Below are 22,064 nucleotides of genomic sequence, written 5' to 3'. Positions count from 1 at the left end.
GAAAGCCCGCCTTTGCGCTTCACCAAACTCAGATTGACTGGCTTCAAGAGCTTTGTGGACCCGACCGATCTGGTGATCGCCGACGGGTTGACCGGCGTTGTTGGTCCCAATGGGTGCGGCAAGTCCAACCTGCTTGAGGCGTTGCGCTGGGTGATGGGCGAAAACCGTCCCAAGGCGATGCGCGGCGGCGGCATGGAGGATGTGATCTTTGCCGGGGCTGCCACACGGCCTGCCCGCAACTTTGCTGAGGTGTCGCTGCTTTTGGACAATGGCGAACGGCTTGCGCCCGCCGGGTTCAATGACAGCGACAATCTGGAAATCGTGCGTCGGATCACCCGTGATGTGGGCAGTGCCTATAAGGCCAACACCAAGGATGTGCGCGCCCGTGATATCCAGATGCTGTTTGCCGATGCCTCGACCGGGGCCCATTCGCCTGCGCTGGTGCGACAGGGTCAGATCTCGGAGCTGATCAACGCCAAACCCAAGGCGCGGCGGCGCATTCTGGAAGAGGCGGCGGGCATTTCGGGCCTCTATCAGCGGCGGCATGAGGCTGAGCTGAAACTCAAGGGGACGGAGACCAACCTTACCCGCGTCGATGACGTGTTAGAGCAACTGGCTGCGCAACTGGCGCAACTGGCCCGGCAGGCCCGGCAGGCGGCGCGCTATCGCGAGATCGGCGAACAGTTGCGCCAGGCCGAGGGCATGCTGCTTTACCGGCGCTGGAAAGAGGCTGATGTTGCCCGCCTGACCGCCGAGGATGTGTTGCGTGATCGGACCACCGATGCCGCCCGCGCCGAGGCAACCGCCCGGCAGGCGGAAAAAACCCGTGCGACTGCCGAGGAAACCCTGCCGCCCCTGCGCGAGGAAGAGGCCATTGCTGCCGCGGTGCTGCAACGGCTGAGCGTAGAACGCGGCACGCTAGACGATCAGGAGGCCCGCGCGCGCCAGACGGTCGAGACCCTGACCGCCCGCGTCACCCAGCTTGGTCACGATATCGAGCGCGAGACCGGGTTGAACAAGGATGCGGGCGAAACCATCGAACGCCTCGAATGGGAGGCGCGCGAACTTGCCAAGGCGGGCGAGGGGCATGATGAACGGCTCGCCGAAGCGGCCGAAGCCGCCAGTGAGGCGGCGCAGGTTCTGCAGCAGCGCGAGGATCATCTCTCGCAAGTGACCGAGGATGTGGCGCGTCTGGCGGCGCGGCACCAGTCGGCCCAGCGGCTGGTCGAGGATGGCCGCAAGACGCTGGCCCGCTCCGAGGGGGAAGAAGCCAAGGCGCGCGCCGCCATGGAAGAGGCTGATCGCGCCGTCGCGCAGGCCGAAGAGGATTTTGAAACGGCTCACGAGGCACAGGAAGAAGCAAGCGAAGCTGCCGAAGCTGCCGAAGAGGCGCTGGCCGCCGCTGACGAGTTACGCAACGAGACGCAATCGCGTGAGGCCGAAGCCCGAGCGCAACGCTCCGAGGCCGAGGGGGAGGCCGGGGCGATCCGGGCGGAAACCGCCGCGCTGGCCAAGCTGGTTGAACGTGACACGGCCGAGGGCGGGCAGGTTCTGGACCTGATGCGGGTGGCGGCGGGCTATGAAAAGGCGCTTGGGGCGGCCTTGGCCGATGACCTGCGCGCGCCGCTGGCCGATGATGATGGCCCCTCGGGCTGGGTTCAGATCGCGGGCTATGACGCGGATCAACCCTTGCCGGATGGGGCAGAGCCACTGGCGCTGCATGTATCAGGGCCCGACCGGCTGACCCGGCGCATCGCGCAGATCGGTTTGGTCGACAGCGAGGATGCCGCGCGCCTGCAGCCCCTGTTGAAACCGGGGCAGCGGCTGGTCAGCCAAGGGGGTGACCTTTGGCGTTGGGACGGGTTCCGCGCCTGGGCTGAGGACGCGCCAAGCGCGGCGGCTCTGCGTCTGGAACAGCTCAACCGTCTTGAGGCGCTGAAACAGGAGCTCACCCGGGTTGAGGCGCAGGCCGATGGCGCGCGCGCCGCGCATGAGGCGCTGTCGCGACAATTGGCTGAGGTGACCGAGGCCGACCGCCGCGCCCGTGATGCCCGCCGGGCCGCCGACCAGCGCGTCGCCGAAGCCGCGCGCGCGCTGAGCCGCGCCGAGGCGGAGCGCAATCTTTCGCAAGGCCGTCTGGAAACGCTGAGCCTGGCGGTGAACCGCCACAAGGAAGACGCCATGGCCGCCCGCGCTAGCCTGAAAGAGGCGGAGGCCGGGCTGACCGATCTGGGTGATCTGGATACTGCGCGCGGCCATGTGGAGGACATCAAGCAAACGGTTGAGGCGGCGCGCATCACCATGCTCACCCATCGCTCAAGCCATGATGAGGCGCGGCGCGAGGGCGAGGCGCGGACCCGGCGCACGCAGGAGGTGACCAAGGATATCAGTGGCTGGCGGCACCGGTTGGCCACCGCTGAAAAGCGGATTGCCGAACTGGCCGAGCGCAAGGCGGGCTCGGAAGAGGAACTGACTGAGGCCATGTCTGTCCCCGCCGAAATCGCCGAGGCACGGGAGGAGTTGAGCGAACAGATCAGCGCCGCCGGAGCGCGTAAATCCGCTGCCGGGGATGCGCTGGCCGCCGCCGAAACCGCGCAGCGCGAGGCGATGATTGCCGAACGTGACGCCGAGCGTCTGGCCTCCGAGGCGCGCGAGGCGCGCGCCGCTGCCGAGGCGCGGACCGAAGCCGCACGCGAAACCGTGAGTGCGGCCGCCGAACGCATCGCCGAGGATCAGCAACTGACCCCGAACCAGTTGCTGAACCAGTTGGCGAGCGATCCGGATGCCATGCCCGATGCCGACACGCTGGAGGCCGAGGTGAACCGGCACAAGCGCCAGCGTGACGCGATGGGCGCAGTCAATCTGCGGGCCGAGGAGGACGCCCGCGACGTGCAGGAAGAGCATGACGCGCTGCAATCGGAAAAGGCGGATCTGGAAGAGGCGGTCAAGACCCTGCGCAGCGGTATCGCCAGCCTCAACCGCGAGGGGCGGGAACGGCTGCTGACCGCGTTCGAGCAGGTCAATTCCAACTTCTCGATGCTGTTCAAGCACCTCTTTGGCGGAGGCGAGGCCAATCTGGTGATGGTCGAAAGCGATGACCCGTTGGATGCCGGGCTTGAGATCATGTGTCAGCCGCCGGGCAAGAAACTCTCGACGCTCAGCCTGCTTTCGGGGGGCGAGCAGACCCTGACCGCGATGGCGCTGATCTTTGCGGTCTTCCTCGCCAACCCGGCCCCGATCTGCGTGCTGGACGAGGTTGACGCGCCGCTTGATGACGCCAACGTGACGCGGTTCTGCGACCTGTTGGATGAGATGTGCCGCCAGACCGAAACCCGCTTCCTGATCATCACCCACCATGCGGTGACAATGGCGCGGATGGACCGGTTGTTTGGAGTCACCATGCAGGAGCAAGGCGTCAGCCAGCTGGTTTCGGTCGACCTCAAGAAGGCCGAGGCGATGGTGGCCTGATCGCCCTGGATTCGCCTTATCGGCGGATTTCTGCTAATATGGCCGCATGTTTCAATTGTGCCTTGTGTTTATTCTTGTGGTTTCCGCCAGCGCGATTCGCGCCGAGGAAGTGAATCTAGGTAAAGTGGGCTGGTCCGGCTATGGCACTCATTTCAGGATGTTTTCCGACCGCAAGCCGAAGCTGCTGCGGCCCGCGACCCGCCGACGCAGCGCGGTCAGGGCGCCGAACTCGCTCTATGACAGGCTAAAAGGGGGTGTCTCGATGGGCGTGCTCAAGCTGCGGCGCGAGGGCGATCTGTGCCTGAGCTTTCGCAGGACCTTCAACCGCTGCGATCTGGCCCTGACCCAAGACCGGCTGATCCTGTTCAACCGGCGCAGCAACGGACGATTGCCGATGCGGATTCACCTAGGGCTCAGCCGATAACGGCTTCACCGCAACGTGACTCCCCTTGGTGCGTGGATCGGGTCATGATGGCGCCATGTTACGCCTTGCGATACCCTTGCTGTTTTTGGGCCTGCCCGTCTGGGCCGCAGACTGGAACCTGAGACCGGGCGAAGAGCCGTTGTCCTTGGCCGAGCTTGACGCGTTTGAGGGGCGCACGCTGACCTTTTATGACGATGGCCAATCCAGATATTCGGCGGATGGGGCCTATTCCTATACTTATGGCAGCGGAGGGACTGCTTTCGGCACCTACCGGATTGCCGAAGATGGCAGCATCTGCACTGCTTTCGACCACGGTTTCAACCGCTGCGACCTGTTCGTGCGCCGGGATGGGCGGTTGATCCTGATCGACGAAAAGGGCCAGCGGTTTCCGGTCCGCCCGGAAGAGGGGTCATAGCTGGCGTAGCAGCTCCGGCGTTGGCCAGGCATCGGCGGGCAGGCCCAGCCGTTGCTGTTCGGTCTGAACCGCCGCGCGCGTGCGCGCGCCCAGAATACCGTCCACGTCGCCCACATCATAGCCGCGCTCCTGCAGCTTGGTCTGTAGCTGCTTCATCTGCGCGCCGTTCAACCCGGTTTCGGGCGTGCCGCGCTGATAGACCGGCGCGCCTTCCAGCTGAGTGGCGAAATAGGCCGCGGTCAGAACGTAGACAAAGCTCTGGTTCCACTCGAAATAGACGTTGAAATTCGGATAGGCGATAAACGCCGGCCCCTTGTGCCCCTGTGGTAGGATGATCGTCGCCTGCATGTCACCTGCGGCCAGATCGCCCTCGCGCGCTGTCACACCCATGGCCTGCCACTCCGCGACGCTGCGCGGTTTCGAGGCGCCGGTCAGCGACCAGTCCAGAGTATCGGGCACGGTGACTTCCTGCAGCCAGGGCTCATTCGCCTGCCAGCCCATATGTTCCAGCATCTTAGCGCCGGACACCAGCGCGTCGGGGGCAGAGGTTGCGAGCTCGACCTTGCCGCTGCCATCGGCGTCCACGCCATTGACCAGAATGTCGCGCGGCAACATCTGTACCATGCCGATCTCGCCTGCCCATGCTCCCTTGGTGCGTTCAGGGTCGAAATCACCGCGCGCATGCAGCTCCAATGCGGCAAAGATCTGCGGGCGGAACAATTCGGGCCGACGGCAGTCATGTGCCAGCGTCACCAGCGCGTTGCGGGTGTTGAAATCACCCTGAAAGCCGCCGTAATCGGTTTCGAACGCCCAGAAGGCCAGCAGAACTCCACGATTCACGCCATACTCCGCCTCAATCCGGTCGAAGACATCGCTATATTGCTCGGCCATGGCCGCGCCCCGATCGATGCGGTTTTGTGAGATCAGGCGGTCGGAGAAACTGATGAAGGGTTTCTGAAACACACCCTGCGCGCGATCGGCGCGTAGAACCTTGGGGTCCTGGCGCACTGTTCTGAAGAACGCATCAACCGTCTCGGGGTCAAGACCGGCACCGGTGGCCTCGCTTTTCAGCGTGTCCACGAAAGAGCCAAAATCACCGCCGCATTGCGCCAGCACCGGAGAGGCCCCCAGCAGGGCAAGGCCCAGGACAGTCGCTTTGATCATTCTTGTCTCCTCTTACCTCAGCAGCGAGATTATGATTCCAAACATGACAAGGCCAAGGGCCAATGCCCAGACCTGCCAGAGAATTTCCACTGCGCGCGCGATCTCTTGCGCGCCGATCTCCTTACGGGCGCTCTCATTCACCCAGGCGAGGTGCCGAATCTGGCCGTGATAGCTGCGCGGACCGGCCAATGCGACACCCAGAGCGCGCGCCATCGCCGCCTCGGGCCAACCCGCATTGGGCGAGACGTGCCGCCGGGCGTCCTGCACGATGTCGCGCCATTGCGATTGCCTGTTGGCCAGCAGGGCGATCATCAGGCCGGTCAGCCGCGCGGGCACCAGGTTGAGCAGATCGTCCAACCGTGCGGCAGCCCAACCAAACTGAGCATATTTTTCGTTGCGATAGCCGATCATACTGTCGGCGGTGTTGATCGCCTTATAGAGCAGCAGGCCGGGCAACCCGCCGAGCAGAAACCAGAAGGCAGGCGCGATCACCCCGTCCGACAGGTTTTCCGAGGCGCTCTCGATCGCTGCGCGTGCAACTTGCGGGCCGTCCATCGCGCTGGTGTCACGCGAGACGATGCGCGCGACTTTGGCGCGGGCATCGGGCAGGGACAGGCGCAGGGCTTCCGCCACGTCACCCACATGTTGCACCAGTGATTTCTGGGCCAGCAGCATTGCACAGCAAAGAACCTCTATGATCGGTCCAAACGCTGCCAGCGCCCAGCCGATCAGCATCGCACCAAGCGCCAGTAGCACGGTCGCGATGACGCCTTTGAGCCGCTTGTGCCCTCCCGTGTTCATGCGCCTGTCCAGAAAGCGCACGGCATCGCCCATCAGCACTGCGGGATGCCGTAGCCGCGACCAGAGCCAATCCGGCTCGCCAAGCGCCGCGTCCAGCAGCATCGCGCAGGCCAGCAGGGTGGCGGTGGTCATAGCGCGGCCTCCAGCCGCTCCCAACCTGACGCGGGAGGCAGGCCAAGGCGCAGATATTGCTGTGAATATGGAAAGATGCGGCTCCAGATATGCGATTTGGCCAAACGGTCCTGCCAAGCGGCGGCATCATCCACGCGGTAGAGGCGAAACAGCGATGTTCCTCCCTCCAGCTCGGCCCCGGCGCGGGTCAATATCCCGTCCAGCCGTGCCGCGTCGCGCTCTAGCCGTGCGCGCGTCTCTACCGCCCAGCCACTGTCGCGCAGGGCCAGAGCGCCGATCCGCAGCGCCGGGCCCGATACGGCCCAGGGTCCGGTCAGATCACCCAGTCGGTCGATAAGGTCTGGCTGCCCGATGGCGAAGCCCAGGCGCAAACCGGCGAGCCCCCAGAATTTGCCGAAGCTCTTCAGGATGAGGGTGCGGGGCCGCGCCGCGAGATGCGCAAGACTGCGCGACGGCATCACGTCGCAGAAGCTTTCGTCGATGATCGTCAGCGGCGCATCGGCATCCTGTTCGCTCCAGAACCGCCCATCGGGGTTGTTGGGATGCACGATCACCCGCGCCTCTGCCGGGCCGGACTCTGCGACCTGCCAGCCCTGCGCGGCGAAGGCTGCGGCATGTTCGTTATATGTGGGTGTCGTGATCTGAACCCGACCCGCCGGGGCCAGCGCGGGCAGGCGCGCGATCGGGGCGGAGGCACCGGGCGCGGGCAGGATACGTGCCCCATCCGGCACCTTCCAGAATTGCCGTGCAGCGGTCTCAAGCTCGACAAAGGCGTTGTTGTCGGGAAGCGCGGCCCAATCCTCTGGCGTAAAGACGGGCAGAGGGTAGGGTTCGGGGTTGATGCCGGTCGACAGATCCAGCCAACCCGCGCGCGCTCCGCCATGGGCAACAATGGCGGAATCGATCCCGCCGCCATGGTCTCGGGGTGCTCTGGAATGGGTTGGTGACATTTGGTCCATTTGTGCAATCAAGTCGGGGATGAGACAGCATTTACCCCGCTTCAAGCGGAAATCCGCCTGTGATACAAGCGTGAACGGCCCTTCAGGCCTCACTCGGAGGCCCGTTAAGAGATTGTTAAGCAATTGACCACAAGACCTAGACAGGGGAGTGGTGCCACATGATCAGCCCAAGCGGCGGCACCCGTAGTCTGTGATGAAGGTACTTATTGTTGAAAGCAACCCTGGATTGGGTTTGCTCTGGAAGCGCCACCTGAAACGACAGGGCGCCGAGGTGACGCTGGTGCCGTCGCAAGAGGCGGCGATCCTGGCGCTCTATCGTGATCCCTATGAGATCATTGTGCTGGACCTCGTGCTAGAAGAGGGCAGCGCGCTGGCAGTGGCCGATTTCGCCAGCTACCGTCGCCCCGAGGCGCGGGTGATCTTTGTAACCAACACGACGTTCTTTTCAGACGGGTCGGTCTTTGCCCATAGTCCCAACGCCTGCGCCTTTCTGCAGAGCGAAATGCCGCCAGAAGATTTGGCGGCGATGGTCGAACACTACGCTGCGGGCCGCTGATCGCGCCCATGCGGCGCGTCATAGTCCAGCACCGGATTGGTCGGGATGATTCGGTGCGGATTGATGCTGTCATGACTGTAGTGATAGTGGCGCACGATGTGATCCATATTCACCGTCTGCGCCACGCCCGGCCATTGGTACAGCTCGCGCGTATAGGCCCAGAGGTTGGGGTAATCCACCAGCCGGGTGCGGTTGCATTTGAAATGTAGGTGATAGACTGGATCGAAGCGGATCAACGTGGTGAACAGCCGCCAGTCGGCCTCGGTCAGCTGCTCGCCCATCAGGTAGCGGTTGCGTGACAGGCGCTCCTCCAGCCAGTCGAGACTGTCAAAGAGCGGGTCGATCGCAGCGTCATAGGCGGCCTGTGTCGTGGCAAATCCGCATTTATAGACGCCATTGTTGACGCTGTCATAGATGCGGGCATTCACGTCTTCGATCGCATCGCGCATGGGTTCCGGCCAGAAATCCAGCGTGTTGCCAGTCAGCCCGTCAAAGGCAGAGTTGAACATGCGGATGATTTCGGCGCTTTCGTTCGAGACGATGGTTTCGCGTTCCTCGTCCCACAGGATCGGCACGGTCACGCGTCCGCTAAAGCCGGGGTCAGCCTTGGTATAGACCTGATGTGCGTGGGTCAGACCATAAAGCGTGTCGCCCGTTGCACCGTAGTCGTCCGTGTCAAAGGTCCAGCCCTGATCCAGCATGTCGGGATGCACCACCGAGACCGAGATGTGATCGGCCAAGCCTTTGAGTTGTCTGAAAATCAGGGTCCGGTGCGCCCAGGGGCAGGCCATGCTGACATAGAGGTGATAGCGACCGGATTGGGCCGCAAAACCGCCCTCGCCCGAGGGGCCGGGGCTACCATCTGCGGTGATCCAGTTGCGGAACTTTGCCTCGCTGCGCTTGAACGCGCCGCCGGTTGTCTTGGTGTCATACCATTGGTCGTGCCACACGCCGTCGATCAAAAGACCCATCTCGCTCTCCATTCTCGTGTTGGCTCAAACCTAGTCCCAAAGGGTAGCCTTGCCCAATGCCATGGGCGCGCAGACCCCCTGCACCCTTGCACAGGTGATGGGGATTTGCCGCAACGTGAGCCCGATTTAACGCGGCCGTCATAAAGACTCAGCTTGATATCTCTATATCGGGCGGCAGGATGAGTCGGGCTGGAGTGAGGGGGGTCACATGAGCACCTATATTTCAAAAGAAATAAGGGCCGGGCTTGAAGCCGCGCGCCTTGAAGGAATCAAGAAGGCCAGTCGCCTGCGGGTCGAGGCCGGTAAGGATTATTTTCCGGTTCTGGGATTGTGGCGGACCGGCTTTTCGGTTGAGGCCGCCACAACGCCCAGGCTGCGCGGGCTGGTCGATCTCTATGACGGGGCCAACCATCTCTATCAATGCCTGATCGTGGCATCGGAAGAAGACGGCGGCGAGATGCACTATGAATTCAAGCGCAGCACGGCGGCCACAGACCGCGCGCCGCTGGATTTCTATCGCGCTCCCGATGCGCCGATTGCGCTGCTTGGCAAAGACTAGGGCGCAGCGACATGAATATGAACGAGATTTAATCGCTAGCTGCGAATCTGAATAGCTTCAGACCCCAGAATTGAATCGATCAGAACAAGGCATGCGCCCCAAGTTGGTTCACCAAAGGCGCATGCAGGGACCGATTTGGGAGAATGCTATGACAACTCGTACCGATTTGCGGTTTAAAACGGACCAATCTCATGCGCCGCACGCTTTCTATGAGCGTGCCTTGAAGGACCCGGTCTATTCCAAGCGCCTTGAGACCGATACGCGTGCCGCGTTGGAGGAAATGGTCGGCCCGCTGCCCGAAGGGGTAGAATTCAGGGTCGTGGCGGATACCGACAAGATCGCGTATCTGCATATTCCTCAGCAACCTTCCGAGCGGGAAGTTAGCGATGCCGATCTTCACGCCGCTCAGGGAGGATCGACGTTATTCTGCCTTAGTGTCGGTGCTACCATTGCCGGTATCACAGGCGCGTTCGACTGACGGCTGTCGCGATACGAACGGTGAATTACTGCGACGCACTCTCGGGTGAAGGCATCTATGGTCTGATTTCGACCGGGGTCCCAATGGGAACCAGCCGCCAGAGCGTCTCCATCTCGGCATTGGAGACCGCGATGCAGCCTGCGGTCCAGTCGCCGGGCAGGGTGAGGATGGATAGACCATTGGGCTGGCCATGGATGAAGATATCGCCACCGGGATCAACGCCTTGCGCCTTGGCGCGGGCGATATCCTCGGGGCGGGGATAATCCAGCCCCAGCGAGAGGTGAAAGGCGCTCTGGGGATTACGGCGATCGATCGTGAAATGGCCTTCGGGCGTCTTGCCGTCACCTTCCATCTGTTTGTCGCCACCCGGTTCGAACCCCAATGCAATCTCGGCTTCAAAGACCACATTGCCATCCGACGTCGCGCTCAGACGGCGGGCTGATTTCTCGATGAGGATATGGTCGACCTGCTCCACCGCAGCGGCCATATCTGGCGCGGGTGCTGGCGGGCCGTAGCGGTCCCAGAGAACAAACAGCGCCCCGATCGCAAGGATCAGGAGCCCGCCGCGCAACAAGGCCCGCCGCAGCATCTATTGCAGGTCGCGGAAAGCGTGTTGCATCCGGCGGCCGGCCTCTTCGACGCGGCCAAGCTGCGTGGCGAGGTTGAACCGTTGGAACGTCTCGCCGCCGGTGCCGAAACCGGGGCCGGGCGAGACGGCGATTTTTGCCTCGTCGCGAATGCGCGCGGCAACGTCCTCGGGCGGCATCCCGGTACCCGAGAAATCGACCCAAGCCAGATAGGTGGATTGCAGTGGTAGCGACTGCACACCGGGGATTGCGTTGATTGCCGCATCAAAAGCGCGGCGGTTTTCGTCCAGATGCGTCACCTGCGCATCGACCCATTCCGCGCCCTCCGGCGAATAGGCCGCCATGATCATCCGGACGCCAAGCGCGCTGGGCGTATAGTCCAGCGTGGCCAGACGGTGTTTCATCGCAGCGCGTAGCTCGGGGTCGGGAATGATCATGTTGCCGGTGCGCTGACCGGCGATGTTGAAGGTTTTCGAGGCGGCGGTCAGATAGACCATCCTGTCCCTGTACTCTGGTGCCGCGATGTCCATCGGCACGAAACTCTGGCCGGGATAAACCAGATCGTGATGAATCTCGTCCGAGACCAGGATCAGATCGTTGCGCTTGGCAAATTCCGCCAGATCGCGCAATTCCTGTGTCGTCCAGACCCGGCCCGACGGGTTCTGCGGCGAGCAGAAGACCAGCATCGATTCATCGCCCGCCAGACGGCTTTGCGCATCGTCGAGGTCCAGATTGTACGTATCCCCGTCGCGCACCAACGGGCATTCCACGACGCGGCGGCCTGCCTTGTTAATCTTGTGCGCGAACTCATGATAGACGGGCGAGAAGATCACCACGCCGTCTCCCGGCTTGGTCCAGACGTCGAGTGCCAGCGCGATGCCGTTGCCCAGACCTTGCGTGGTCAGCACCCAGTCAGTATCGATCTCCCAATTATGGCGGGTCTTCATCCACCATTGCACCGATTGCAGATATTCCGGGTAGATCCAGGAATAGCCGAACACGCCATGGTCTGCCGCCTCGCGCACCACATTGATCACACAAGGTGCGGTCGGGAAATCGGAATCGGCGGTCCACATCGCCAGCCCGTCCTCGGGCGAGACGCCGAAGCCACGCTCCATCTTGTCCCATTTGGTGCTGAACGTGCCACGGCGGTCGTTGAGTGTGTTGAAATCCATGAAGTCGCCCCTTGAGTGTCTCAGGCAAGCTAGCGACAATCGGGCCATGTTCAAGGGGCGTTGCGGCGGCGCGGGCAATCGCCTAAATCAGGCTGATGAAACGCACGATCCTGATCCATCCCGATCCCCGCCTGAAAAAGGTCTGCACGCCGGTCACCGACCTGTCCGACGATCTGCGCCAACTGGCCGATGACATGCTGGAGACGATGTATGACGCGCCGGGCATCGGTCTGGCCGCGCCTCAGATCGGGGTTCTGGAGCGGTTGATCGTGCTGGACTGCATCAAGGAAGAGGGCGAGACGCCGCGCCCTATGGTGATGTTTAATCCGCAGGTGGTGGCCTCTTCCGAGGAAACCAATGTCTACGAGGAAGGCTGCCTGTCGATCCCGGAACAATTCGCCGAGGTGACGCGCCCCAAACTGGTCGATGTGGAATGGATCGACCGCGACGGCAATCCGCAGAGCGAGACGTTCGACGGGCTTTGGGCCACGTGTGTGCAGCATGAAATCGACCATCTGAACGGCAAGCTTTTCATCGACTATCTAAAGCCGCTCAAGCGTCAGATGATCACCCGCAAGATGCAGAAACTAAAACGCGAGCGGGCGCGGGCATGAGCGTTCGCCCCTGTTTGCCCTGGCCCGACAAGCGTCTGCGCAGCCGGGCCGATGAGGTGAGCGAGATCACCGACGACATCCGCGCCATCTGGGACGACATGATCGACACGATGGAGGCGATGCCGGGCGTCGGCCTTGCCGCGCCGCAGATCGGCGTGATGCTGCGGCTGGCGGTGGTTGATGGCTCGACCGAGCGGGGTCGGGCGGTGCGTCTGGCCAACCCAGAGGTTTTGCACAGCTCGATTGAGCTGCGTGAACATGAAGAGGCCAGCCCGAACCTGCCCGGCGTCTCGGCCAAGGTCAAACGCCCGCGCGCAGTGACGGTGCGGTTCCTGAACGATCAGGGCGTGATCGACCGGCGCGATTTTGTCGGGATCGAGGCGACCTCGGTGCAGCACCAGATCGATCATCTGAACGGGCGGATGTATTTCGACAATCTCAGCAAGGTCAAACGCGACATGTTGCTGCGCAAGGCGCGGAAGCTGGGGTAGGGCGGATGCGCATTATCTTCATGGGCACGCCCGATTTCTCGGTCCCGTTGCTGGAGGCGCTGGTTGCCGCAGGACACGAGATCGCCGCCGTCTATTGCCAACCACCCCGGCCCGCGGGCCGGGGCAAGAAGGACCGTCCGACGCCGGTGCATGCCCGTGCCGAAACGCTGAGGCTGGAGGTGCGCCATCCGGTTTCGCTCAAATCAGCCGAGGAACAGGTAGGCTTTGCGGAATTGAACGCGGATGTCGCGGTGGTGGTCGCCTACGGTCTGATCCTGCCGCAAGCTATTCTGGATGCGCCCGCGCGCGGGTGCCTCAACATCCATGCCAGCCTCTTGCCGCGCTGGCGCGGCGCAGCGCCCATTCACCGCGCCATCATGGCAGGTGACGCTCAGACTGGTGTCTGCATCATGCAGATGGAGGCGGGGCTGGATACCGGCCCGGTTCTGTTGCGCCAGACCACCGATATCGGCGCGTCTGAGACCACCGGCGCGCTACATGACCGCCTGTCTGACATGGGGGCCAGGTTGATCGTAGAGGCGCTGAAGCGGCTGGACCAGCTAACACCGGAACCACAGCCCGAGGCGGGCGTCACCTATGCCAGCAAGATCGACAAGGCTGAGGCCAGGGTCGATTGGTCGCGGCCTGCGCGTGAGATTGACCGCCAGATCCGCGGGCTCGCCCCGTTTCCCGGTGCCTGGACCGAGATCGGTGGCGACCGCGTGAAACTGCTTGGATCATGTCTTGCCGAGGGGCAGGGCGCGCCGGGCGAGGTTCTGGACGACGTGTTGAGAGTGGCCTGCGGCACCGGGGCAATTGCGCTCACCCGCTTGCAACGGGCGGGCAAGGGCGCGCAGGATAGCGAAACGTTTCTGCGCGGCTGGCCGGTCGCAAAGGGCACAAGACTCTGAGGAGGGGCGCCCATGTTCATGGTTCTATTCGGAACGGTCGTGATTGCCGGAATCGTCGGGTATCTGGCGGAAAAAACCGGCTTTACCCATAACGGCTATCTGCAATCCATCATCATCTGCGTCGGCGGTGCATTTCTGTTTTACTTCGTGCGGATCATGTTTGGCTTCGGCTTCGGTTCGCCGGGGATGAACGCGATCCTGTCCTCGGTCGGTGCGCTGATCATCGTGCCTACCCATTGGAGGAAGTGAGATGTCGGTGGTGGTGCTGATCGTAGTGGGCGCGGCGGCAGGGTTCCTGGCCACGCGCCTGATGCGGATCGAGGCGGATATCCCCACCACAATGTTCATTGGCATCGTCGGTGCGCTGATCGGCGGGTTTGTCTTGCGCTTTCTGACCTCGGTGATGGGCGCCATGGCCGGGTTCGTCGGGGCGGTGTTGGGCGCGCTGCTGGTGATCTGGCTCTGGCAGGCCTGGCGCAATCGGCGCTAGCGCTACTGGCGCGGCGGGCGCGATTTGTAGACCGGCAATTGCCACCCGAACAGCAGCGATCCAGCCCGCAGGCCCCAGCAAGTGGCGGCGGAGGCGGCCAGGACAACGATTTCTGGCAGGCCCTGCCAATCCGCCAGAACTGCAACACATGCCCCGGCAAAGGCGCAGGAGACGTAAAGCTGCCCCTGTTTCAGCACCAGCGGCAACTCATCATTCACCACGTCCCGCATCAGCCCGCCAAGGCATCCGGTGATCATGCCCATCAGCACGACAATCATCGGCGGCTGACCCAGTGCCAGCGCCACGCCGGACCCTGCGGCCACGGCAATGGACAGCGCGAAACTGTCCAGCCAGACCAGCCAGTTATATCGGCTCTCGACCAGATGCGCGGTGAAGAACACCAGTACCGCCGCGCCCGTGGCGATCAGGATGTAGGTTGGGTTGGCGACCCAGAAGACCGGGTGGCGGTCCAGCAACACGTCGCGCACGGTGCCGCCGCCCACGGCCGTCAGGCTGGCCATGAAGGCAAAGCCCACCAGATCAAGCTGCCCCCGGCTCGCCACCAGCGCGCCTGTCAGCGCAAAGATCAGCACCGAGCCGTAATCCAGCAGCGACAGCAGCGTCATGCGCTGGCTTTTCCGGGCTTGAACGGTTTCATCCCGGCGCGCGCCAATTCGTCCGCCCGTTCGTTCTCGGGGTGTCCGGCATGGCCCTTGACCCATTCCCAGGTCACGTCATGGCGGCGCTGTGCCTCGTCCAGCCGCTGCCAGAGTTCGACATTCTTGACCGGCTTCTTGCTGGCGGTTTTCCAGCCATTTCGCTTCCAACCGTGAATCCAGCCGGTAACGCCGTTTTTCACATAGGCGCTGTCGGTCACCACGGTGATCTTCGAGGCGCGTTCCAGCGTCTCAAGCGCCGAGATGGCGGCCAGCAGCTCCATGCGGTTATTGGTGGTCAAGGCTTCGCCGCCTTTCAACTCGCGCTCCTTGATGACCGTATCACCCTGCATGGCCCGCATCAGGACACCCCAGCCACCGGGGCCGGGATTGCCGGAGCAGGCGCCATCGGTATAGGCAAACAGTTCAGCCATGGGCACGCATCACGATCCAGTCGGCCATCTGCCCGTCCAGTCCTTCGGAGGAACCGAAATGCTGGTCAATCAGGGTGAAACCGGCCTCCATCATGCGGTCCTCCAGCCCTTCCTGCGTGTAATAAGTGTAAAAGCGCCCGATCCTGTCAGGGCCTGCGTCGTTGCCCAGCTTCATCCCGATATGGAACAGCCCGCCGGGTTTCAGCGCCTCCATGATTGCGGCCAGATGGGCGGGGAAAGCGTCTCGGGCCGCGTGCAGCAGGCTGAAATTGGCCCAGACACCGTCATAAAGGTCACTGCCCTGCAATTGCTCGAAGGTGGCGAGTTTTGCAGTGACACCGGGATGGGTGTCGGCCAGCGCTACCATCTCGGCGGAACCATCCAGCGCATCGACCTTGTGGCCTGCTCGGGCCATGGCCGCCGCCGCATTACCGGGACCGCACCCCAGATCGAGGATGGTCGACCCCGGCGGCAGGCGTGCGATGAAATCGTCCAGCAAAGGATCGCTGTAGTCGCTGGTCAGATCAGCATATTCACTGGCTTTTTCATCATAGATTCGCAGCGTCTCGTCACTCACAGGAACACTCCTACGGACAGGCAGGCGATCACGATCACCGTCAACAGAATGCGCAGCCGCATCCACCATCGCGGTGTCAGACCCCAAAAGGAAAAGGCGGCATCAAGGATCAGCAGTCCGGCAAAGCCGAAGATCAGGTTCATTCCGGCGCTGACCGGCCCGCCGCCGGTCATGAAAAACGCCCAGAGCGCGGGCAGGACCGACAGCGCATAGCCGGTTGCGGCGCGGTTACCGGATGTCTTGGTGGCAAACCCCCAGAGCACGCCGGACATAAAGCTTAGGATCACAGAGCCGTAAAAAAGCTGCACATATGGTCCTACGAAGCGCGGCCCCAGATGCGCTGCGCCCCAGGCCTGCAACCCGCCGCTCAGATAGGTGGCGGCACCCCAGACAAAGGGGATCAGACCGGAAAGGCCCAACAGCAGAGGCGCGGTGGGAATGCGGCTCATGCCGGGACGCGCAGCACGCGGGGCACTTTGAACTCCACGTTCTCGACAGCGGTTTCGACCATTTCGACCGTGACCTCATAGCGGGCGCGGAAGGCGTCGATGACCTCGTTGACCAGCAGTTCGGGCGCCGAGGCCCCTGCGGTAACTCCGACGGAACGGATGCCCTCCAGCGCGCGCCAGTCGATCTGATCGGCGCGTTGCACTAGCTGGGCATAGGCGCAGCCGGCCTTGGCGCCGACTTCGACCAGACGCCGCGAATTGGACGAGTTCGGCGCGCCCACCACCAACAGCGCGTCTACTTTTGGGGCCACCTCTTTAACGGCCTCCTGACGGTTGGTCGTGGCGTAGCAGATATCTTCTTTGTGGGGTCCCACAATCAGCGGAAAGCGGGCCTGCAGGGCGGCCACGATATCGCGTGTATCATCCACGGACAGCGTCGTCTGGGTTACATAGGCCAGCTTGTCGGGGTCGCGCACGGCGATCTGCGCCACGTCTTCCACCGTTTCGACCAGCAGCACCTCGCCTTCGGGCAATTGCCCCATCGTGCCGATGGTCTCGGGGTGGCCCTTGTGGCCGATCATGATCATCTGCAAGCCGCTCTCGGCGTGGCGCTGCGCCTCGATATGCACTTTCGAGACCAGCGGGCAGGTGGCATCCACATAGACCATCTGGCGCTGTTCCGCCTCGGCGGGCACCGCCTTGGGCACCCCATGGGCCGAGAAGATCACCGGACGGTCATTGGGGCAGTCCTCCAGTTCCTCGACAAACACGGCACCTTTGGCGCGCAGACCGTCCACCACGAATTTGTTGTGCACGATTTCATGGCGCACATAGACCGGCGCGCCCCATTTCTCGATCGCCATCTCGACGATCTTGATGGCCCGGTCGACACCGGCGCAAAACCCGCGCGGCGCGGCCAAGTAGAGGGTCAGAGGTGGGTGTGTCATTGCGGCATCTCCTTGCCGTGGACAGGTAAGGCTTTCGGTGGGGTTGGTCCAGCGCTTCGCGCGCCTTGCGTCCGCTTTGTCACGAATCTGACATGGCTGATGGCTATCAGGGTGGTATTTTCAGCACCTAACAATAGTGAAAGCGCGGTCCGGGGTGGCCCGGCCGCGCCTTTACTATCTTGTCCGATTGACCCGTCAGGTCAGTTTGTGGCCGCGACCACGTTCCGGCTCTCGGCGGGCATTTCGCGTGGAGGGCGGCCAATGACATCCTTCAGCTCTTCGAGCTCGATGAAATTGTCGGCCTGGCGGCGCAGCTCGTCCGAGATCATCGGCGGCTGGCTGCGAATGGTCGACACAACAGAGACGCGTACGCCCTGACGCTGCAGGCTGGCCACCAGCGGGCGAAAATCGCCATCGCCCGAGAACAGCACGATATGATCGACACGCGGTGCCAGTTCCATGGCATCGACGGTCAGTTCGATATCCATGTTGCCCTTGACCTTCCGACGCCCCATGCTGTCGGTGTATTCCTTGGCTGGCTTGGTCACCATGGTGAATCCATTGTAGTGCAACCAGTCGACCAGTGGCCGTATGGGCGAGTATTCGTCATTCTCAAGCAGCGCGGTGTAATAAAACGCGCGCAACAGCTTTCCTCGACGCATGAATTCCTGACGCAGCAGCTTGTAGTCGATGTCAAAGCCCAATGCTTTGGCTGCGGCATACAAATTGGAGCCGTCGATGAACAGCGCCAGCCGTTCGTCCTTATAAAACATAATTGTTCCTTCCGGTGTGTATCATCGCGCCAAATATTCCCGTGAGTGATCAAATGCGGCGGAATGATAGTCTTAAATGTAAGACAACTGTCATATATAGCAAGTGGAGCAAACATTAAATCCGAGGTCAAAAGTGACCGAAATCCGGTCAATTTCATGTGTCGCGCTGGGCGCAAACCTGAAATTCGAAAGTCACCCGCCAGAGTTGACCTTAGGTCATGCGATCCAGGCGCTTGCAGCCAGGGGTGTGGCGATTCGCGCGGTGAGCCGCTTTTATGCAACCCCGTGCTTTCCCGCGGGCGCGGGGCCGGATTATGTGAATGCCGCGATCCTGATCGAAACGGATGCCGCGCCACAGGAGATCCTGCACCAATTGCATGAGGTAGAGGCCCGTTTCGGGCGCGAGCGGGTGCAGCGCTGGGGCATGCGCACGCTGGATATGGATCTGGTCTTTGCCGGGGACCGGGTGGCGCCAGATCTCGACACGTTTCGGGCCTGGCACGCGCTTGAGCCGCAAACACAGGCACGCAGCGCGCCTGACCGGCTGATCTTGCCCCATCCGCGCTTGCAGGATCGGGCCTTTGCGCTTGTACCCCTAGCCGATATTGCGCCGGAATGGCGCCATCCGGTGCTGGGCAAAACGGTGCGTGAGATGCTGGCGGCGCTGCCCGAGCAGGAGCGCGCCGAGGTCGTACCGATCTGAGCATGGGCTGACCCCATTTCCCGCTTGTCAACAGGTCATTTTGGGCTTAGATACAGCGCTTCTGACCTGGGTTGCACTGTGGAGGCCACTGATGGCGCGCGTAACGGTTGAAGATTGCGTAGACAAAGTACCGAACCGGTTCGAACTGGTTATGCTGGCGGCACATCGTGCTCGCGAAATCTCGGCCGGAGCAGGGATCACTGTGGACCGCGACAACGACAAGAATCCGGTCGTGTCGCTGCGTGAGATCGCGGATGAGACGCAAAGCGCCGATGAGCTGCGCGAGCGTCTGATCGAAAGCAACCAGACCCAGATCGAGGTGGACGAGCCGGAAGACGATCAGATGGCGCTGCTGATGGGGGCCGAATCCGACAAGCCCGCCGAGGACGACATGTCCGAGGAGAAGCTGCTGCGCGCGCTGATGGAGGCCCAGGGCCAGGGCTGAGCTCGCCGCCTGGAAGGATGCGGACCGGATGATTTCAGCTGACGACCTGATCGCGCTGGTCCGCAACTACAATCCCAAAACCAATGCAGACCGGATTGCCGCCGCTTATGATTTCGGCGGCCAGATGCATGAAGGGCAGTTCCGCCATTCGGGTGAGCCCTACTTCTCGCACCCAGTTGCTGTTGCCGCGATCCTGACCGAGCAGCGGCTGGATGACGCGACCATCATCACTGCCCTACTGCACGATACGATCGAAGACACCAAGGCCAATTACGGCCAGGTGGCAGAGCTGTTTGGCGATGAGGTCGCCAAGCTGGTCGATGGTGTCACCAAGCTGACCAACCTGCAGTTGACTAGTCTTGAGACCAAGCAAGCGGAAAACTTCCGCAAGCTGTTCATGGCGATGTCCAAGGACCTGCGCGTCATTCTAGTCAAGCTGGCCGACCGCTTGCACAATATGCGCACGATCAAGGCGATGCGCCCGGAAAAGCAGGTGGTCAAGGCGCGCGAGACGATGGATATCTTCGCGCCGCTCGCAGGTCGTATGGGCATGCAGTGGATGCGCGAAGAGCTGGAGGATCTGGCCTTTCGTGTCCTGAACCCCGAAGGCCGCCAATCAATCATTCGCCGTTTCATCATGTTGCAACGGGAAACCGGCGATGTGATTCACCGCATCACCGGCGATATGAGGCACGAGCTCGAGAAAGCCGGGATCGAGGCCGAGGTGTTCGGTCGCGCCAAGAAGCCCTATTCAATCTGGCGCAAGATGCAGGAAAAGGATCAGGGCTTCTCGCGACTGTCGGATATCTACGGCTTTCGTATCATCACCGGGTCCGAGGAGGATTGCTATCGCACACTGGGCGCGATCCATCAGCGTTGGCGTGCGGTGCCGGGGCGGTTCAAGGATTACATCAGCCAGCCGAAATCCAACGGCTATCGCTCGATTCACACCACTGTGTCGGGCCGCGACGGCAAACGGGTCGAGGTGCAGATCCGTACCCGTCAGATGCATGATGTGGCCGAAACCGGTGTTGCGGCGCATTGGTCCTATCGTGACGGGGTACGCTCGGAAAACCCATTTGCCGTGGACCCGGCCAAGTGGATCGCCAACCTGACCGAACAGTTCGACAGCGAAGAGGATCACGAGGATTTCCTCGAAGCGGTCAAGCTTGAGATGTATTCCGACCAGGTCTTCTGTTTCACCCCCAAGGGTGATGTGGTGAAACTGCCGCGCGGGGCGACGCCGATCGATTTCGCCTATGCGATTCACACTCGCATCGGCCATGCCTGCGTGGGGGCCAAGGTGGACGGCATTCGCGTGCCGCTCTGGACCCGACTCAAGAACGGACAATCGGTCGATATCATCACCGCCGAAGGCCAGACGCCGCAGGTCAGCTGGCTTGAGATCGCGGTGACCGGCAAGGCTCGCACCGCGATCCGTCGCGCGCTGCGCGAGGTGGATCGCGAGCGGTTCATCAAACTGGGCCACGAACTGGCGCGGTCTGCGTTTGAACATGTGGGCCGCAAGGTGACCGACAAGGTTCTGGACACGGTGGCGCGGCATTTGCGGCTCAAGGATCGCGGCGAGCTGTTGGCGCGTCTGGGCAGTGCGGAACTGACCGGGCACGAGCTGGTGCAATCGGTCTATCCTGACCTGGCCCCCGATGAGGGCGACGCGATCTCGCCCCGGCGCGCGGTGATCGGTCTGGAGCCAGGACAGAGCTTTGAGCGGGCCACGTGCTGCCAGCCGCTGCCGGGAGAACGCATCCTCGGCATCACCTATCGCGGCAAGGGCGTCGTTGTGCATGCCATGGATTGCGAGCGCCTCAGCGAGTTCGAGGATCAGCCCGAGCGCTGGGTCGACCTGCATTGGCATTCAGGCACCCATCCGGCGGTCTACGGGGCCGGGCTGGATCTGACGATCGGCAATGATGCGGGAGTGCTGGGACGCATTTGCACATTGATTGGCGAGAAAAAGGCCAATATTTCGAACCTTGAATTTCTGGACCGCAAACCGGACTTTTACCGATTGATGATCAGTGTCGAAATCAGGGATCTGGAACAGCTGCATTCTCTGATGCTGATGCTGGAGGCCGAAAGCGATGTCGCTTCGGTTGAACGCTATCGGGAAAAGGCCCGAAAACGGGTCGAGGCGGGATAAGGCCCGAACGGGCAAGGGAAAGGACGACACAGCGTGGTGTTCAAGCGCCGAGATCGCCGATCGCCCGTTCAGGTCGTCTCGGAATTTCTGTATCCGCGCGGCGGCTGGACCCGCGCGTTTCACTACGTCAAACACCGCGTCCGTCGGCTGCCGGATTCCCCCGAACGCATCGCACGCGGGATCGGGGCCGGGGTGTTCGCCTCGTTCACGCCGTTTTACGGGCTGCATTTCGTGATCGCGGTGCTGTGCGCGCGCCTGATCAACGGCAATTTTCTGGCCTCGCTCAGCGGAACATTCTTTGGCAATCCGCTGACCTATGTGCCGATCGGCGTGATCTCTTTGCAGACGGGCCATTTCATTCTAGGCACAAAATACCGGGAAAGAGTCAGCAATTCGCTGCTCGACAAGTTCGCGGATGCGGGCAGCGACCTGTGGCACAACTGTCTTGCTATGTTCACCGACCGCAAAGCGCATTGGCACGGGTTGGAGGTGTTTTATGACGAGATTTTCTATCCCTACATGATCGGTGGCATCGCACCGGGCCTGATTGCCGGGGCGATCTGCTATTACCTGTCCGTGCCCCTGATCCGCGCCTATCAGCAGCGCCGCCGCGCCAAGATCAAGGCCAAGTTCGAAGCGATCCGCAAAAAGGCCGAAGCCGAGGGTGACGCGGCGGATCAAACATCGCTAGTGTCCTCTGGAAAACGAAACAGGGACAACTGAC

General features: G+C 62.3%; 27 protein-coding genes. 15 read left to right on the top strand and 12 right to left on the bottom strand.

Going from position 1 to position 22,064, the window contains the following annotated elements; translation table 11 throughout:
• The first annotated feature begins 12 nt into the window (after positions 1–12).
• The 3 genes from Q5Y75_RS13190 to Q5Y75_RS13180 are packed head-to-tail and all read left to right on the top strand — an operon-like array spanning position 13 to position 4,307.
• Complete coding sequence (locus Q5Y75_RS13190; protein ID WP_306198078.1) at positions 13–3,468, top strand: chromosome segregation SMC family protein; 3,456 nt, start codon at positions 13–15, stop codon at positions 3,466–3,468.
• Positions 3,469–3,514: 46 nt separating this feature from the next.
• Entirely contained in the window at positions 3,515–3,892 is a 378-nt protein-coding gene (locus Q5Y75_RS13185; RefSeq protein WP_306198076.1) for a hypothetical protein, read from the top strand.
• 55 nt (positions 3,893–3,947) lie between these two features.
• Positions 3,948–4,307: a hypothetical protein gene (locus tag Q5Y75_RS13180; protein WP_306198074.1), complete on the top strand. Its 360-nt coding sequence runs from the start codon at positions 3,948–3,950 to the stop codon at positions 4,305–4,307.
• On the opposite strand, the gene Q5Y75_RS13175 is transcribed toward Q5Y75_RS13180, so the two are convergent.
• The 3 genes from Q5Y75_RS13175 to Q5Y75_RS13165 are packed head-to-tail and all read right to left on the bottom strand — an operon-like array spanning position 4,302 to position 7,354.
• Positions 4,302–5,471 carry a lytic murein transglycosylase gene (locus Q5Y75_RS13175; RefSeq protein ID WP_306198071.1) on the bottom strand — a complete coding sequence of 390 codons (1,170 nt, stop codon included), beginning with the start codon at positions 5,469–5,471 and terminating at the stop codon, positions 4,302–4,304. The genes Q5Y75_RS13180 and Q5Y75_RS13175 overlap by 6 nt on opposite strands.
• Before the next feature lie 12 nt (positions 5,472–5,483).
• Entirely contained in the window at positions 5,484–6,404 is a 921-nt protein-coding gene (gene cbiB, locus Q5Y75_RS13170) for an adenosylcobinamide-phosphate synthase CbiB (protein ID WP_306198068.1), read from the bottom strand.
• Positions 6,401–7,354, bottom strand: a complete 954-nt coding sequence (locus Q5Y75_RS13165; protein WP_306198066.1) for a threonine-phosphate decarboxylase — start codon at positions 7,352–7,354, stop codon at positions 6,401–6,403. The genes cbiB and Q5Y75_RS13165 overlap by 4 nt, the downstream gene beginning before the upstream one ends.
• Before the next feature lie 202 nt (positions 7,355–7,556).
• On the opposite strand from Q5Y75_RS13165, the gene Q5Y75_RS13160 reads away from it, so the two are divergent.
• Complete coding sequence (locus Q5Y75_RS13160; RefSeq protein ID WP_306198064.1) at positions 7,557–7,919, top strand: response regulator transcription factor; 363 nt, start codon at positions 7,557–7,559, stop codon at positions 7,917–7,919.
• On the opposite strand, the gene Q5Y75_RS13155 is transcribed toward Q5Y75_RS13160, so the two are convergent.
• Positions 7,901–8,890, bottom strand: coding sequence for a glutathione S-transferase family protein (locus tag Q5Y75_RS13155; protein WP_306198062.1), 990 nt, complete (start codon positions 8,888–8,890; stop codon positions 7,901–7,903). The two genes, Q5Y75_RS13160 and Q5Y75_RS13155, sit on opposite strands and share 19 nt — an antisense overlap.
• A gap of 208 nt (positions 8,891–9,098) precedes the next feature.
• Between Q5Y75_RS13155 and Q5Y75_RS13150 the strand changes: the two genes are divergently transcribed.
• Positions 9,099–9,449, top strand: coding sequence for a hypothetical protein (locus Q5Y75_RS13150; RefSeq protein ID WP_306198060.1), 351 nt, complete (start codon positions 9,099–9,101; stop codon positions 9,447–9,449).
• A gap of 148 nt (positions 9,450–9,597) precedes the next feature.
• A complete protein-coding gene (locus tag Q5Y75_RS13145) occupies positions 9,598–9,927 on the top strand; it encodes a hypothetical protein (RefSeq protein ID WP_306198058.1) in 330 nt (109 codons plus the stop codon).
• A 55-nt stretch (positions 9,928–9,982) separates the two neighbouring features.
• On the opposite strand, the gene Q5Y75_RS13140 is transcribed toward Q5Y75_RS13145, so the two are convergent.
• Both Q5Y75_RS13140 and Q5Y75_RS13135 read right to left on the bottom strand, forming a co-directional pair.
• Positions 9,983–10,516, bottom strand: coding sequence for a L,D-transpeptidase family protein (locus Q5Y75_RS13140; RefSeq protein ID WP_306198056.1), 534 nt, complete (start codon positions 10,514–10,516; stop codon positions 9,983–9,985).
• Positions 10,517–11,689 carry a MalY/PatB family protein gene (locus Q5Y75_RS13135; protein ID WP_306198054.1) on the bottom strand — a complete coding sequence of 391 codons (1,173 nt, stop codon included), beginning with the start codon at positions 11,687–11,689 and terminating at the stop codon, positions 10,517–10,519.
• Between the two features lie 95 nt (positions 11,690–11,784).
• On the opposite strand from Q5Y75_RS13135, the gene def (Q5Y75_RS13130) reads away from it, so the two are divergent.
• Genes def (Q5Y75_RS13130) through Q5Y75_RS13110 form a run of 5 tightly spaced genes read left to right on the top strand, consistent with a single transcriptional unit; the run spans position 11,785 to position 14,195 of the window.
• Positions 11,785–12,303: a peptide deformylase gene (gene def, locus Q5Y75_RS13130; protein ID WP_306198052.1), complete on the top strand. Its 519-nt coding sequence runs from the start codon at positions 11,785–11,787 to the stop codon at positions 12,301–12,303.
• Positions 12,300–12,794, top strand: coding sequence for a peptide deformylase (def, locus tag Q5Y75_RS13125; RefSeq protein ID WP_306198051.1), 495 nt, complete (start codon positions 12,300–12,302; stop codon positions 12,792–12,794). Before def (Q5Y75_RS13130) ends, def (Q5Y75_RS13125) begins: the two co-directional genes overlap by 4 nt.
• Before the next feature lie 5 nt (positions 12,795–12,799).
• A complete protein-coding gene (gene fmt, locus Q5Y75_RS13120) occupies positions 12,800–13,705 on the top strand; it encodes a methionyl-tRNA formyltransferase (RefSeq protein ID WP_306198049.1) in 906 nt (301 codons plus the stop codon).
• A gap of 12 nt (positions 13,706–13,717) precedes the next feature.
• The gene (locus Q5Y75_RS13115; protein ID WP_306198047.1) at positions 13,718–13,954 is read left to right on the top strand and encodes a hypothetical protein; all 237 of its coding nucleotides are present in this window, start codon (positions 13,718–13,720) and stop codon (positions 13,952–13,954) included.
• A 1-nt stretch (position 13,955) separates the two neighbouring features.
• On the top strand, positions 13,956–14,195 hold the full coding sequence (locus Q5Y75_RS13110; RefSeq protein WP_306198045.1) for a GlsB/YeaQ/YmgE family stress response membrane protein: 240 nt from the start codon (positions 13,956–13,958) through the stop codon (positions 14,193–14,195).
• A gap of 2 nt (positions 14,196–14,197) precedes the next feature.
• On the opposite strand, the gene Q5Y75_RS13105 is transcribed toward Q5Y75_RS13110, so the two are convergent.
• The 6 genes from Q5Y75_RS13105 to Q5Y75_RS13080 form a co-directional block, all read right to left on the bottom strand.
• Positions 14,198–14,821, bottom strand: coding sequence for a trimeric intracellular cation channel family protein (locus Q5Y75_RS13105; protein WP_306198043.1), 624 nt, complete (start codon positions 14,819–14,821; stop codon positions 14,198–14,200).
• Entirely contained in the window at positions 14,818–15,285 is a 468-nt protein-coding gene (gene rnhA, locus Q5Y75_RS13100; protein ID WP_306198041.1) for a ribonuclease HI, read from the bottom strand. The genes Q5Y75_RS13105 and rnhA overlap by 4 nt, the downstream gene beginning before the upstream one ends.
• Positions 15,278–15,862, bottom strand: a complete 585-nt coding sequence (locus Q5Y75_RS13095) for a class I SAM-dependent DNA methyltransferase (protein WP_306198039.1) — start codon at positions 15,860–15,862, stop codon at positions 15,278–15,280. The genes rnhA and Q5Y75_RS13095 overlap by 8 nt, the downstream gene beginning before the upstream one ends.
• Positions 15,859–16,311 carry a DUF3429 domain-containing protein gene (locus tag Q5Y75_RS13090; protein ID WP_306198036.1) on the bottom strand — a complete coding sequence of 151 codons (453 nt, stop codon included), beginning with the start codon at positions 16,309–16,311 and terminating at the stop codon, positions 15,859–15,861. Before Q5Y75_RS13090 ends, Q5Y75_RS13095 begins: the two co-directional genes overlap by 4 nt.
• Positions 16,308–17,258, bottom strand: a complete 951-nt coding sequence (gene ispH, locus Q5Y75_RS13085) for a 4-hydroxy-3-methylbut-2-enyl diphosphate reductase (protein ID WP_306198034.1) — start codon at positions 17,256–17,258, stop codon at positions 16,308–16,310. Before ispH ends, Q5Y75_RS13090 begins: the two co-directional genes overlap by 4 nt.
• Positions 17,259–17,458: 200 nt before the next feature.
• Positions 17,459–18,031 (bottom strand): LabA-like NYN domain-containing protein, encoded by a 573-nt coding sequence (locus Q5Y75_RS13080; protein ID WP_306198033.1) that lies wholly within the window; start codon positions 18,029–18,031, stop codon positions 17,459–17,461.
• Positions 18,032–18,164: 133 nt separating this feature from the next.
• On the opposite strand from Q5Y75_RS13080, the gene folK reads away from it, so the two are divergent.
• The 4 genes from folK to Q5Y75_RS13060 all read left to right on the top strand — a co-directional run bounded on the left by folK (position 18,165) and on the right by Q5Y75_RS13060 (position 22,063).
• On the top strand, positions 18,165–18,734 hold the full coding sequence (gene folK, locus Q5Y75_RS13075) for a 2-amino-4-hydroxy-6-hydroxymethyldihydropteridine diphosphokinase (RefSeq protein WP_306198031.1): 570 nt from the start codon (positions 18,165–18,167) through the stop codon (positions 18,732–18,734).
• Positions 18,735–18,825: 91 nt separating this feature from the next.
• A complete protein-coding gene (gene rpoZ, locus Q5Y75_RS13070; RefSeq protein ID WP_306198029.1) occupies positions 18,826–19,179 on the top strand; it encodes a DNA-directed RNA polymerase subunit omega in 354 nt (117 codons plus the stop codon).
• A 28-nt stretch (positions 19,180–19,207) separates the two neighbouring features.
• The gene (locus Q5Y75_RS13065) at positions 19,208–21,340 is read left to right on the top strand and encodes a RelA/SpoT family protein (RefSeq protein WP_306198027.1); all 2,133 of its coding nucleotides are present in this window, start codon (positions 19,208–19,210) and stop codon (positions 21,338–21,340) included.
• A gap of 33 nt (positions 21,341–21,373) precedes the next feature.
• The gene (locus Q5Y75_RS13060) at positions 21,374–22,063 is read left to right on the top strand and encodes a DUF2062 domain-containing protein (RefSeq protein ID WP_306198025.1); all 690 of its coding nucleotides are present in this window, start codon (positions 21,374–21,376) and stop codon (positions 22,061–22,063) included.
• Position 22,064 lies beyond the last annotated feature (1 nt).

It is taken from the genome of Ruegeria discodermiae, from assembly GCF_030758345.1.
In the GTDB taxonomy this organism is placed as follows: Bacteria; Pseudomonadota; Alphaproteobacteria; order Rhodobacterales; family Rhodobacteraceae; genus Ruegeria_C.
Note: the sequence above shows the minus strand (reverse complement) of the source record. Positions and strands in the feature narration are given on the sequence as shown.

Bases quoted from the DNA above. Each gene is read 5' to 3' on its own strand.
- Q5Y75_RS13090 (WP_306198036.1), bottom strand. From the start codon at position 16,311: ATGAGCCGCATTCCCACCGCGCCTCTGCTGTTGGGCCTTTCCGGTCTG.
- Q5Y75_RS13175 (WP_306198071.1), bottom strand. From the start codon at position 5,471: ATGATCAAAGCGACTGTCCTGGGCCTTGCCCTGCTGGGGGCCTCTCCG.
- Q5Y75_RS13140 (WP_306198056.1), bottom strand. From the start codon at position 10,516: ATGCTGCGGCGGGCCTTGTTGCGCGGCGGGCTCCTGATCCTTGCGATC.
- Q5Y75_RS13080 (WP_306198033.1), bottom strand. From the start codon at position 18,031: ATGTTTTATAAGGACGAACGGCTGGCGCTGTTCATCGACGGCTCCAAT.
- cbiB (WP_306198068.1), bottom strand. From the start codon at position 6,404: ATGACCACCGCCACCCTGCTGGCCTGCGCGATGCTGCTGGACGCGGCG.
- fmt (WP_306198049.1), top strand. From the start codon at position 12,800: ATGCGCATTATCTTCATGGGCACGCCCGATTTCTCGGTCCCGTTGCTG.
- def (WP_306198051.1), top strand. From the start codon at position 12,300: ATGAGCGTTCGCCCCTGTTTGCCCTGGCCCGACAAGCGTCTGCGCAGC.
- Q5Y75_RS13135 (WP_306198054.1), bottom strand. From the start codon at position 11,689: ATGGATTTCAACACACTCAACGACCGCCGTGGCACGTTCAGCACCAAA.
- Q5Y75_RS13185 (WP_306198076.1), top strand. From the start codon at position 3,515: ATGTTTCAATTGTGCCTTGTGTTTATTCTTGTGGTTTCCGCCAGCGCG.
- Q5Y75_RS13155 (WP_306198062.1), bottom strand. From the start codon at position 8,890: ATGGGTCTTTTGATCGACGGCGTGTGGCACGACCAATGGTATGACACC.
- ispH (WP_306198034.1), bottom strand. From the start codon at position 17,258: ATGACACACCCACCTCTGACCCTCTACTTGGCCGCGCCGCGCGGGTTT.
- rpoZ (WP_306198029.1), top strand. From the start codon at position 18,826: ATGGCGCGCGTAACGGTTGAAGATTGCGTAGACAAAGTACCGAACCGG.
- Q5Y75_RS13160 (WP_306198064.1), top strand. From the start codon at position 7,557: ATGAAGGTACTTATTGTTGAAAGCAACCCTGGATTGGGTTTGCTCTGG.
- Q5Y75_RS13145 (WP_306198058.1), top strand. From the start codon at position 9,598: ATGACAACTCGTACCGATTTGCGGTTTAAAACGGACCAATCTCATGCG.
- Q5Y75_RS13165 (WP_306198066.1), bottom strand. From the start codon at position 7,354: ATGTCACCAACCCATTCCAGAGCACCCCGAGACCATGGCGGCGGGATC.
- Q5Y75_RS13065 (WP_306198027.1), top strand. From the start codon at position 19,208: ATGATTTCAGCTGACGACCTGATCGCGCTGGTCCGCAACTACAATCCC.
- Q5Y75_RS13110 (WP_306198045.1), top strand. From the start codon at position 13,956: ATGTCGGTGGTGGTGCTGATCGTAGTGGGCGCGGCGGCAGGGTTCCTG.
- Q5Y75_RS13150 (WP_306198060.1), top strand. From the start codon at position 9,099: ATGAGCACCTATATTTCAAAAGAAATAAGGGCCGGGCTTGAAGCCGCG.
- def (WP_306198052.1), top strand. From the start codon at position 11,785: ATGAAACGCACGATCCTGATCCATCCCGATCCCCGCCTGAAAAAGGTC.
- Q5Y75_RS13105 (WP_306198043.1), bottom strand. From the start codon at position 14,821: ATGACGCTGCTGTCGCTGCTGGATTACGGCTCGGTGCTGATCTTTGCG.
- rnhA (WP_306198041.1), bottom strand. From the start codon at position 15,285: ATGGCTGAACTGTTTGCCTATACCGATGGCGCCTGCTCCGGCAATCCC.
- Q5Y75_RS13180 (WP_306198074.1), top strand. From the start codon at position 3,948: ATGTTACGCCTTGCGATACCCTTGCTGTTTTTGGGCCTGCCCGTCTGG.
- Q5Y75_RS13115 (WP_306198047.1), top strand. From the start codon at position 13,718: ATGTTCATGGTTCTATTCGGAACGGTCGTGATTGCCGGAATCGTCGGG.